The 11,740-nt window shown below is 65.9% G+C and carries 9 protein-coding genes; 5 read left to right on the top strand and 4 right to left on the bottom strand.

Translation table 11 applies throughout. The features are described from left to right. Positions 1–64 precede the first annotated feature (64 nt). The 4 genes from CQY20_RS05405 to pe are packed head-to-tail and all read left to right on the top strand — an operon-like array spanning position 65 to position 7,409. Positions 65–1,486 (top strand): condensation domain-containing protein, encoded by a 1,422-nt coding sequence (locus CQY20_RS05405; RefSeq protein ID WP_097938751.1) that lies wholly within the window; start codon positions 65–67, stop codon positions 1,484–1,486. Positions 1,487–1,519: 33 nt separating this feature from the next. Beyond that, positions 1,520–4,504, top strand: coding sequence for an MMPL/RND family transporter (locus CQY20_RS05400; protein ID WP_097938750.1), 2,985 nt, complete (start codon positions 1,520–1,522; stop codon positions 4,502–4,504). A gap of 50 nt (positions 4,505–4,554) precedes the next feature. Continuing rightward, positions 4,555–6,261 (top strand): AMP-binding protein, encoded by a 1,707-nt coding sequence (locus CQY20_RS05395; RefSeq protein ID WP_234816113.1) that lies wholly within the window; start codon positions 4,555–4,557, stop codon positions 6,259–6,261. A gap of 8 nt (positions 6,262–6,269) precedes the next feature. Beyond that, positions 6,270–7,409 (top strand): acyltransferase PE, encoded by a 1,140-nt coding sequence (pe, locus tag CQY20_RS05390; RefSeq protein WP_097938748.1) that lies wholly within the window; start codon positions 6,270–6,272, stop codon positions 7,407–7,409. On the opposite strand, the gene CQY20_RS05385 is transcribed toward pe, so the two are convergent. Beyond that, positions 7,406–8,080, bottom strand: a complete 675-nt coding sequence (locus CQY20_RS05385; protein ID WP_097938746.1) for a GAP family protein — start codon at positions 8,078–8,080, stop codon at positions 7,406–7,408. The genes pe and CQY20_RS05385 overlap by 4 nt on opposite strands. Positions 8,081–8,216: 136 nt before the next feature. On the opposite strand from CQY20_RS05385, the gene CQY20_RS05380 reads away from it, so the two are divergent. Continuing rightward, positions 8,217–8,702, top strand: coding sequence for a flavin reductase family protein (locus CQY20_RS05380; protein WP_097938816.1), 486 nt, complete (start codon positions 8,217–8,219; stop codon positions 8,700–8,702). Between the two features lie 2 nt (positions 8,703–8,704). On the opposite strand, the gene CQY20_RS05375 is transcribed toward CQY20_RS05380, so the two are convergent. From CQY20_RS05375 to CQY20_RS05365, 3 genes are all read right to left on the bottom strand, one after another. Further along, the gene (locus CQY20_RS05375) at positions 8,705–8,860 is read right to left on the bottom strand and encodes a hypothetical protein (RefSeq protein WP_097938744.1); all 156 of its coding nucleotides are present in this window, start codon (positions 8,858–8,860) and stop codon (positions 8,705–8,707) included. A 194-nt stretch (positions 8,861–9,054) separates the two neighbouring features. After that, positions 9,055–9,804, bottom strand: coding sequence for a succinate dehydrogenase/fumarate reductase iron-sulfur subunit (locus CQY20_RS05370; protein WP_097938814.1), 750 nt, complete (start codon positions 9,802–9,804; stop codon positions 9,055–9,057). After that, the gene (locus CQY20_RS05365; protein WP_097938742.1) at positions 9,804–11,723 is read right to left on the bottom strand and encodes a fumarate reductase/succinate dehydrogenase flavoprotein subunit; all 1,920 of its coding nucleotides are present in this window, start codon (positions 11,721–11,723) and stop codon (positions 9,804–9,806) included. Before CQY20_RS05365 ends, CQY20_RS05370 begins: the two co-directional genes overlap by 1 nt. Positions 11,724–11,740: the final 17 nt, after the last annotated feature.

Genomic DNA, 11,740 nt, shown 5'->3' with positions numbered 1-11,740 from the left:
GTAAGTTGAGCCTTGCCGCATTTGGTGCTGGCACCGACAGCTGGCCGAAGGGGAGGGCGAGGTATTGCGCATTGGCAAGATAACCGTTGGCGCACTTGACAATTGGGCGGTAAAACCTGGCTCGGTCACTTCCTGGCATCCGACGGCGCCCTCCGCCGAGAAGGCGGGACGGGCGCCGGTCAGTTCGGTGCCGATCAGTTATATGCAGCGTCAACACCTTCGCAATTTCTGTGATCGCAACTCTGCGGGACTGAACTTTTCTCGGCAGATCATCGCGAGTTGCGAGGTGGCCGGACAGTGTGACATAGCCGCGATGGATCACGCCGTGAACGCTTACCTGCGGCGACACGACACTTTCCGTAGTTGGTTCGAACCGACCGACGACGGCGATTTCATCCGGCACGCCATCACCGATCCCGCCGATATCGAGTTCGCGCCGGTGAATCACGGCGTCATGACCGCCGACGAGATACGCGCCCACGCGGTGGCGATACCCAGTCCGCTCAAGTGGGGTTGTTTCACGTTCGGAATAGTCCAGAACGAGCACCATTTCACGTTTTTCGCCGCGATGGATCACGTGCACGGCGACGCGACGCTGATCGGCACGACGATGCTGGAAGCCAACGGCATGTATTCGGCGTTGAGCGGAGGCGGTCAGGCGCTCGAACTCCCCGATGCGGGCAGCTTCGACGACTTCTGTGTCCGTGAAGCCTCCTACACCTCCGAGTTGACTCTGGATTCACCCGGGGTACGGGCGTGGCTCGACTTCGCCGCAGAGAATTCCGACGGGTTTCCGGAATTCCCCCTTCCTTTGGGCAATCCGCTGAAATCCACCGGCAGCGACATGACCTCGGAAGCGCTGATGGATGCCGCGCAGACCGGGCGCTTCGAATCGGCGTGCGCCGCTGCGGGTGCCCGTTTCGTCGGCGGCTTGTTCGCCTGCCTTGCGCAGGTCGAGCACGAGTTAACTGGCGCGCTGACGTATTACGGCCTGACGCCGAGGGATTCGCGCACCGCAACGGACAATTTCATGACGCAGGGATGGTTCACCGGATTGATTCCGATCACCGTCCCGATCGGGGCATCTTCTTTCGGGGAAGCCGCATGGTCTGCGCAGGCATCGTTTGATTCCGGTTTGGACATGGCGAGGGTGCCCTACTACCGCGTTTTGGAGTTGGCGCCGTGGTTGAACTGGCCACGACCGAACTTCCCGGTGTCGAATTTCCTGCACGGCGGCGCAGCGCCACTGAACGCAATCCTTGCGGCGGCCGATCTGGGCCTTGCGAACAACATCGGCATCTATCCCGACGGCCGCTACTCGTACCAATTGACCATTTACGTATTCCGGTACGGGGAGGGCACCGTCATGGCGATCCTGCATCCCGACAATCCGGTCGCCCGCAAGTCGGTCACCCGATACATGGAGGCGGTGAAGTCGGTTGCTGCGCGGGTCGCAGACAGCGGCGACTGGAGACGCGTCGCATAGCGACACGGACATGCACGCGAGGGTGAGGACGATATGCGGCGGCTAGCCGATCTTGTGGTGCGGTGGCCCTGGGCGGTGATCGGAGTCTGGGTCGCGATCGCGGTCGCGCTGCCGCTGACGTTTCCCAGCCTGAACGAGATGGCCCAGCGCAATCCGCTGTCCATCCTGCCCGCCGACGCGCCCTCCAGCGTGGCGGCCCGGCACATGACCGACGCCTTCCACGAGGCCGGCTCGGACAACCTTCTCGTCGTCACGTTCATCAACGAAGACGGCCTCAAGCCGCAGGACGAAGCCACCTACCGCAAGGTGGTGGACGCACTGCGCGACGACGCGACCGATGTGGTGATGGTGCAGGACTTCTTCACCACACCGCAGTTGCGTCCCTTTCTGACGAGTGAAGACAAGACGACGTGGGTGTTGCCGGTCGGCCTGGAGGGGGAACTGGGCACGCCGCGTGCCTACGAGTCGTTCAACCGCGTCTCCGACATCATCAACCACTCGTCGGCGGTCGACGGACCACTCAAGACCTACATCACCGGACCGGCGGCAACAGTCGCCGACCTCACCGTCGCGGGTGAGAACGACCGCATGCCGATCGAGATCGCCATCGCGGTGCTCGTGCTGCTCGTTCTGCTGGTGGTCTATCGCAATCCCATCACCATGCTGCTGCCGTTGGCGGCGATCGGAACGTCGCTGGTGACCGCGCAGGCCGTGGTGGCAGGCGTCTCCGACATTTTCGGGCTGGGTGTGTCCAACCAATCCGTCGTATTCCTGTCCGCGATGATCGCCGGGGCAGGCACGGATTACGCCGTGTTCCTCATCAGCCGCTATCACGACTATCTGCGGCAAGGCGCCAGCCTCGACGACGCGGTGCGGCGGGCGTTGATCTCGATCGGCAAGGTGATCACCGCATCCGCCGCGACTGTGGCGGTCACGTTCGTCGGGATCAGCTTCGCCCGGATGGGCGTGTTCTCCACCGTCGGTGTGGCGTGCGCGATCGGGGTCGCGGTGGCCTATCTTGCCGCGGTCACACTTCTTCCTGCGATTCTCGTGTTGGCCGGGCCGCGTGGCTGCATCAAACCGCGGCGCGAACTGACCGCGCGGTTCTGGCGGCGTTCCGGTGCGCGCATCGTGCGCCGGCCGAAGGTGCACCTCGTCGCCAGCGTGCTCGTGCTGGCGCTGCTCGCCGGTTGCGCCAGCCTGGTGCACTTCAACTACGACGATCGCAAGGCGCTCGGACCGTCGGCGCCGAGCTCGATCGGCTACGCCGCGCTGGAGAAGCACTTCCCGATCAGCCAAGCCGTCCCCGAATACATCCTCGTGCAGTCGCCCCGCGATCTGCGCACCCCACAGGCCCTCGCCGACCTCGAGCAGATGGCGCAGCGGGTCAGCCAGCTGCCCGACATCGGGCTGGTCAGCGGCATCACCCGACCCACAGGGGTGGTGCCGCAGGAGTTCCGCGCCACCTTCCAGGCGGGCATCGTCGGCGACCGAATGGCCCAGGGGTCGGCGGTGATCAACGAGAACTCCGACGACCTCAATCGGCTCGCCAACGGGGCGGGCACGTTGGCCGACAGCCTGAGCGACGTGCGCGCCCAGATCAACCGCATCGCGCCGAGCCTGCAGCGTCTCATCGACACGTTCTCGTCGATGCGCAGCGAGATGGGTGGCGACAGGCTGGTCCGCGATGTCGAGACCGCCGCCCAGCTGGTGCAGAGCATCAATCAGCTCGGCAACTCGATGGGCGTGAACTTCGCCGCCGTGAAGGACATGTTCGCGTGGGTGGGCCCGGTGCTGGCAGCGCTCAACGGCAACGCCGTCTGCGACGCCAATCCCTCATGCAGCCAAACCCGCGCCCAGTTCCAGAAACTGGCCGACGCGCGCAACGACGGACGCCTGAACGAGATCAACACCCTGGCCAGCCGGCTGGAGGGGTTCGGGGACCGGCAGAGCCTCAATTCGACGATCAAGCAACTCAACGACGCGCTCAACAACTTCAGTGCCGCGGTGCGGTCCATGGGACTGGACCGGCCGGGCGGCCTCGAGGCGGGCCTGAGCCAGGTCAAGCAGAACGCCAACCGCTTGGCCGACGGCAGCAAGCAGGTCGCGGGCGGCGTGGACCAACTCGTCGGCCAGATCAAGTTGATGGGCGCAGGCCTGGATGAGGCCGCCGCGTTCCTGTTGGCGATGCGCCACGACGCGGCGAACCCGTCGATGGCGGGGTTCAACATTCCGAGCCAGATCCTGCAACTCGACGATTTCAAGAAGGCCGCCAAGATCTTCATCTCGCCGGACGGCCATTCGGCGCGGTACCTGGTGCAGACCACCCGCAACCCGTTCAGCCCCGAGGCGATGGACCAGGTCAACGACATCCTGAACGCCGCCCGCAGCGCCCAGCCGAACACACAATTGGCCGACGCCACGATCACGATGGGCGGATTTCCCGCCGCGCTGCGCGACACCCGCGACTACTACGAACACGACATCGGGTTCATCATCATCGTCACCCTGGTCGTCGTGCTGCTGATCCTGATGGCGCTGCTGCGTTCGCTGATCGCGCCGCTCTATCTGATCGGGTCGGTGGTCTTGTCATACTTCGCCGCGCTCGGCATCGGTGTCTTGACGTTCCAATATCTGCTCGGCCAGCAACTGCATTGGAGCGTGCCGCCGTTGGCGTTCGTGGTGTTGGTCGCGGTCGGCGCCGACTACAACATGCTGTTCGTGTCGCGGATGCGCGACGAAGCGCCGCAGGGCCTGCGGTTGGGTGTCATCCGCACGTTGAGCTCGACGGGCGGTGTGATCACCGCCGCCGGCCTGATCTTCGCGGCGTCGGTGGGCGGTCTGTTGTTCTCCAGCATCGGCATTGTGGTGCAAGGTGGTTTCGTGATCGGGGTGGGAATCTTGTTGGACACCTTCGTGGTGCGCACCATCACGGTGCCCGCCATCGCGGCGCTGATCGGGCGGGCCAACTGGTGGCCGTCCCGCGTCGGTCGCACGACCGGCGGCGCAGAGCGGTGATGCCGGTGAACAACATTCGCACCGAGGGCGAGCAGTCGTCGATTCTGTCGATGCTGCACGGGCGCGCCAGCCTGCGCCCCGACGACGTGGCTTTCACGTTCACCGACTACGGCAAGGATCCGGCGGGCGTGGCCGAAACGCTCACGTGGTCACAGCTGGCCCGGCGAACGACCAACCTGGCGCGCGAGATCGGCTTGCACGGGTCGGTCGGCGACCGTGCGGTGATACTGGCACCGCAGGGCCTGCAGTACATCCTGGCCTTCCTGGCGTCCATGCAGGCCGGGTTCGTCGCGGTGCCGCTTCCGCTGCCGCACCGCGGATCGAGCTACGACCGGGTGGACGCGGTCTTCGCCGACACCGCGCCCTCGGTTGTGCTCACCACCTCGGAGGCCGCCGAAGACGTCGGCGGATATCTGGACCAGTCCGATCTGGGCGCGGTGCCCAAGCTCGTCGACATCGACTTGCTGGGTGACTCGCTGGATCTGGACACCTCACACGCGCCGAGCGTCGCGCCGGTCGAACTGCCGGCCATCGGCTATCTGCAGTACAGCTCGGGCTCGACACGGACGCCGACCGGAGTCATGCTGTCGCACCGCAATCTCACGGTGAATTTCGAGCAGTTGATGCGCAGCTTCTTCGCGGGCTCGCCGCTGCCGACGGACGCCACGGTGGTGTCGTGGCTGCCGTTCTATCACGACATGGGTCTGGTGCTGGGGGTCTGCGCACCGATCCTGTGCGGTCGGCGTGCCGAGTTGATGAGTCCCGTCGCATTCCTGGAACGGCCCGCCCGGTGGATGCGCGCGCTGGCCGAGAACCCGCACGCATGGTCGTCGGCGCCGAACTTCGCATTCGACCTTGCCGCGCGCAAGACCACCGACGACGACCTGGACGGACTCGACCTCGGCGGGGTGCTCGGCATCATCAGCGGCGCCGAACGCGTCGAACCCGCCACGCTGCGACGCTTCGTCGACCGGTTCGCGCACTTCAACTTCCGCGACGACATGATGCGCCCGTCCTACGGCCTGGCCGAGGCGACCGTCTTCGTGACGTCGAGCACATGGTCGGAAATGTCGCCCGCGGTTCACTTCGACACCGCCGAGCTGGGCGAGGGCCGGGCCAAGCCGTGCCAACCGGGCAAAGACACGGCCCTGGTGAAATACTCTGTGCCGCAATCGCCGTCGCTGCGGATCGTGGACAGCGAAACCCGCCGCGAGTGCCCCGCCGATGTAGTCGGCGAGATCTGGGTGCACGGCGATAACGTCGCCGACGGCTACTGGCGCAAACCCCCGGAGGAGCAGAGCCGTTTCGGGGCAGAACTTCTCGATCCGTCTCCGGGCACACCCGAGCGGCCATGGCTGCGGACCGGCGACCTGGGCTTCATCCACGCCGGCGAGTTGTTCATTGTCGGCCGTATCAAGGATCTGCTGATCATCCGCGGCCGCAACCACTATCCCGAAGACATCGAGGCGACGGTCCAGGAGGTCACCCGCGGCCGGGTGGCGGCGATATCGGTTCCGGTGGACAGCACCGAGGAGTTGGTCACCGTCATCGAGGTGAAGATGCGAACGGACGCAGGTTGGCTTGACTCGGTCAAAACCGGTGTCACCGCGGCGATATCCAACACCCACGGCCTCAACGTGTCCGATGTTGTGCTGGTAGCACCCGGCTCGATTCCCACCACGACGAGCGGCAAGATCAGGCGCGCCGCCTGCGCCGAGCAGTACCGCCAGAACCGATTCGATCGGTTGGACGTCTAGGAGTGCCTATGCGCAGACTGTTCGCCTCGATGACCGCAGCCGTAACTGTCGGTGCTGCAGCGTGTTTCGGTGTCGGAACCGCGACCGCCGACGATTCAGGCTGGACGCCGGAGCACGGCTACCAGGACAACAGTGCGCCGCCGCCGCTGGGCACACCCGGCCGAGGGTACGCACTCGGCGGCGCGCACGTGCTTGGCATCCCCTACGACGAATACATCAAACGCACCGGCGCCCAATGGTTTCCGGGGCTGGATCGTCAGATCGTCGACTATCCGGCGGGTCAGGTTCAGGGCCACACCCTGGAACGGCTCTTCCCCGGCGTCGGGCGGCTGGATGACGGCTTTCCCGGATTGGGCATCGACGGCCCCAGCGTCGGCGAGTCGGTCGACGTAGGCGCGCCGAACACGATCCAGGCGATCCGCGAGGGCGGTCCCGGCACGGTGATCGGCCTGTCGGAGGGTGCGATGGTGCTCAACGAGGTGCAGGCGCGGCTCGCGAACGATCCGACCGCGCCGCCGCGGGATCAGTTGAGCTTCGCGATGTATGGCGACCCGGTCGCCAAACATGCGTTCGGCGAGAGTTTCCTGACGCAGATGTTCCCGGTGGGAAGCGTCGTTCCGTCGCTCGACTACCGCATTCCACCGCCGGTGGAAAGCCAGTACGACACCTATCAGTTCGTCTCTGCCTACGACAGCATTGCCGACTGGCCGGACCGGCCGGACAACTGGATGTCGCTGGCCAACGCCGTCGTCGGCCTTGCCACCGGCCACACCGCCGTGGCGTTCACCAACCCCAGCATGGTGCCGCCGCAGAACATCAGGACCACCGTCAACTCCAAGGGCGCGAAGACGACGACGTACCTGATTCCCGAGCAGCACCTCCCGCTGGTGCTGCCCTTCAAGTATCTCGGCGTCGACGAGAACACGCTGAACCGGCTGGATGCCGTGCTCAAGCCGATGGTGGATGCGGGATATTCACGCAACGACGACCCCGCCACCGCGCCGATCACGGTGGATCCGGTGCACGGTTACGACCCCGCGGCCGTCACCGCTCCAGCCACCCAGGCGGCGTTCGGCGGCGGCGCCGATCCGCTGTCGCAACTGCTGGCCGGCTTCCAGTACGTGCTCAACAACCAGGGCGGCGGCTAGAGTCCGGCGACGCCCGCGCCGAGTAGCACGAACCCGACCACCGTCAGCAGGACGGTGACGGCGCGGCGGCGGCGCGTGCGCAGCCAGTCGTGTACGACCGCCAGCGCAGAGCGCGTGCGGCCCGGCGCGACCAGGTAGGCGATCAGCGGGATCTCCACCAGCGCGAACGCCACGACGTTGAACACCACCAGGGCCCCGATCTGGGTGGCCGCGGCCGCACCCGACGCGACGATCAAGGCGAGTACGGCCAGATAGTCGACCGACGGCAGTGCGATGCCGAGGCCCACTGCCCCGGCTGTCCACAGCGAGCGGCCGTCCAGCAGCCGCCGGGTGCGCGTCGCGACCGCTCCGGAGTACCGCTCGACGCGGCCCGCCGGGCTGCGCCCGCGCATCTTCTCCAGCAGGCCGCTGGCCACCACGACAGCATTGAGCAACAGCACCGCCCCCACCACGATCTGCACCCGGGGCAGCGTGAAATGGCCGGACCCCATCGCGGGCCGCAGAACGAACAGCACGACCATGCCGACCGCGATGCCCATCGTGAAGCCTCCGGCGAGGAACGCGGTCAGCTGCAGCAGTGGCCGAGGCCGGTTCACCATCAATACGGTCATGCCGATTCGAAACGGCTCGAGGCTGACCGCGACGGCCATGGCCAGGAGCGTTATCCACATCGAGCGTTGAGGTTACCGCCCCTTTTGCTCACCGCGATTTCTGCACCAGGGTCGCTTGCACCCAGCTGATCACAACCCTGGTGCAGAAGTCGGCGTTGGCGGGCCCTGCACGCCGCGTGGGAGTATGGACACCGATATGAGCGCCACCGATCTGAGCCCATCAACGCTGCGTGAGGCGTTCGGTCACTTCCCTTCCGGAGTCATCGCCATCGCAGCCGAGGTGGACGGCGCCCTGATCGGGCTGGCGGCCAGCACGTTCGTCCCCGTCTCGCTCGATCCGCCGCTGGTGTCGTTCTGCGTGCAGAACGCCTCCGAAACCTGGCCCAAGCTGCGGGACCTGCCCCGGCTGGGCATCAGTGTGCTCGGCGAATCGCATGACGAGGCGGCGCGCACGCTCGCCGCCAAGACCGGCGACCGGTTCGCCGGTCTGTCGACGGTGTCTACTGAAAGCGGTGCCGTGTTCATCGAAGGCACCAGCGTGTGGGTGGAAAGCGCAATCGAACAGCTGGTTCCGGCCGGTGACCACACGATCGTCATATTGCGCGTGGCCGACATCAAAGTCCATCCGGCCGTGCCGCCGATCGTGTTCCACCGCAGCACGTTTCGCCGGTTGGGAGCGTGAGTCTAGGGCCGCGCGGCTAGTTCCTCGCGATAGCCCTGAATCCGCTTCTCGAGTTCGGCGGCGTCATCGAGCCTGCCCTCCTTGCGCGCCAGATCGGCGCGGGCGGAGAGCTCGCGAATCGCGGTACGAATGTCGTTGATGCTGTGCACATGTGACATATCGATGCAACCTTTCGTCATTGATTGGCCGCTCTTAACGAAAGGTTACCCGAGAAGTGGATCAGCTCAACGTGCTTGAAACCGCTACCTAGGCGCGCTCATCGGTGCTGTTTGCTCTTCGCGCAAGCGCTCATCGGTGCTGTTTGCTCTTCGCGCAAGCGCTCATCGGTGCTGTTTGCTCTTCGCGCAAGCGCTCATCGCCGGAACAGCTTGTTGCCCAGCCACACCACCGGGTCGTACTTGCGGTCGACGGCGCGCTCTTTCATCGGGATCAAGGCATTGTCGGTGATCTTGATGTTTTCCGGGCACACCTCGGTGCAGCACTTGGTGATGTTGCAGTAGCCCAGGCCGTTGTCCTCCTGCGCCTGCTCGGGGCGGCGCTCCAGCACGTCGAGCGGATGCATGTCGAGTTCGGCCTGACGCATCAAATAGCGCGGGCCTGCGAATGCCTTCTTGTTCTCCTCGTGATCACGCACCACGTGGCAGGTGTTCTGGCACAGGAAGCACTCGATGCACTTGCGGAACTCCTGCGACCGGTTCACGTCCTCCTGCGCCATCCGGTATTCGCCGGGCTGCAGATCCTTCGGCGGCGTGAATGACGGGATTTCGCGCGCCTTTTCGTAGTTGAACGACACGTCGGTGACGAGGTCGCGGATGACCGGGAAGGTGCGCAGCGGCGTCACGGTGATGGTCTCGTTCTCGCCGAACGTCGACATCCTGGTCATGCACATCAGCCGCGGCCTGCCGTTGATCTCGGCCGAGCACGAGCCGCACTTGCCCGCCTTGCAGTTCCAGCGCACCGCGAGGTCGGGGGTTTGGGTCTGCTGCAGGCGGTGGATGATGTCGAGCACCACCTCGCCCTCGTTGACCTCGACCTTGTAGTCCTGCAGCGCGCCGCCGGCGAGGTCACCCCGCCACACGCGCATGTTCGCCTGGTAGGCCATCACTTGCTCCGTTCGGGATGCTGGGCCAGTTCCTCGTCGGTGAAGTACTTCTCCAGTTCGGACAGCTCGAACAGGTCGAGCAGATCCTGACGCACGGGGATCTGGTCCTGGCGGGTGACGCTGACGTGGGGCACCAGATCGCTTCCGTCGCCTTCGGCGCGGCAGACCAGCAGCGTCTTGCGCCAGCCCGGCTCCATCGACGGATGGTCGTCGCGGGTGTGCCCGCCGCGGCTCTCGGTGCGCTCCAGCGCCGCCTTGGCGATGCACTCGCTGACCAGCAGCATGTTGCGCAGATCGATCGCCAGGTGCCAGCCGGGGTTGAACGCCCGGTCGCCGTCGATGCGGACCCGCTTGTAGCGCTCGCGCAGCTCGGTCAGCTTGTCCAGCGCCTCGGTGATCTCGTCGGCCTTGCGGATGATGCCGACCAGGCTGTTCATCGTGTCCTGCAGGTCGAGCTGCAGGGTGTACGGGTTCTCCGGGGAGTCCCCGTTGGTCGGGGTCTCGAAGGGCAGCAACGCACGCTTGGTGGCCGTCTCGACCGCTTCCTCGGTGACCTTCGGCCGGTCCTTGAGCGCCCGCACGTAGTCGGCCGCGCCGAGCCCGGCGCGCCGCCCGAACACCAGCAGGTCCGACAGCGAGTTGCCGCCCAACCGGTTCGAACCGTGCATGCCGCCCGCGCACTCGCCCGCGGCGAACAGCCCCGGTGTGGTGGCCGCCGCGGTGTCCGGGTCGACCTCGACCCCGCCCATCACGTAGTGGCAGGTCGGGCCGACCTCCATCGGCTCCTTGGTGATGTCGACCTCGGCCAGCTCCTTGAACTGGTGATACATCGACGGCAGCCGGCGCTTGATCTCCTCGGCGGGCAACCGCGACGCGATGTCGAGGAACACCCCGCCGTGCGGGGAGTTGCGGCCGGCCTTCACCTCGGAGTTGATGGCGCGGGCCACCTCGTCACGGGGCAGCAGGTCGGGGGTGCGTCGCGCCGAGTCGTTGTCCTTGAGCCACTGGTCGGCTTCCTCGATGGTCTCGGCGTACTGCCCTTTGAACACCGGCGGGATGTAGTCGAACATGAACCGGGTGCCCTCGGAGTTCTTCAGCACGCCGCCGTCGCCGCGGACACCCTCGGTGACCAGAATGCCCTTCACGCTGGGCGGCCACACCATGCCCGTCGGGTGAAACTGGACGAACTCCATGTTGATCAGCGTCGCCCCGGCCCGCAGCGCCAGCGCGTGCCCGTCGCCGGTGTACTCCCACGAGTTCGACGTCACCTTGTAGGACTTGCCGATGCCGCCGGTGGCCAGCACCACCGCGGGCGCCTGGAACAACACGAAGTTGCCGGTTTCGCGGTAGTAGCCGAACGCGCCCGCGATCCGGTCGCCGTCCTTGATGAGGTCGGTGATCGTGGTCTCGTGGAAGACCCTGATGCGGGCCTCGTAGTCGCCGAACTCGGCATGGTCCTCCTGCTGCAGCGAGACGATCTTCTGCTGCAGGGTGCGGATGATCTCCAGGCCCGTGCGGTCACCGACGTGGGCCAGCCGCGGATAGGTGTGGCCGCCGAAGTTGCGCTGGCTGATCCGGCCGTCCTTGGTGCGGTCGAAGAGCGCGCCGTAGGTCTCCAGCTCCCACACCCGGTCGGGCGCCTCCTTGGCGTGCAGCTCGGCCATCCGCCAGTTGTTGAGGAACTTGCCGCCGCGCATGGTGTCGCGGAAGTGCACCTGCCAGTTGTCTTTGGGGTTGGCGTTGCCCATCGACGCCGCGCAGCCACCCTCGGCCATCACGGTGTGGGCCTTGCCGAACAACGACTTGGTGATGACAGCGACCTTCTGGCCGCGCTCACGCGCCTCGATCACCGCCCGCAGACCGGCGCCGCCGGCCCCGATGACGACCACGTCGTACTCGTGCCGCTCTACTTCAGGCATTAGTCCTCGCTCGAATC

The sequence above is a fragment of the Mycolicibacterium agri genome (assembly GCF_002553505.1).
Classification (GTDB): Bacteria; Actinomycetota; Actinomycetes; order Mycobacteriales; family Mycobacteriaceae; genus Mycobacterium; species Mycobacterium agri.
The sequence above is the reverse complement of the archived record's forward strand: the minus strand, read 5'-3'. Positions and strand labels throughout refer to the sequence as shown.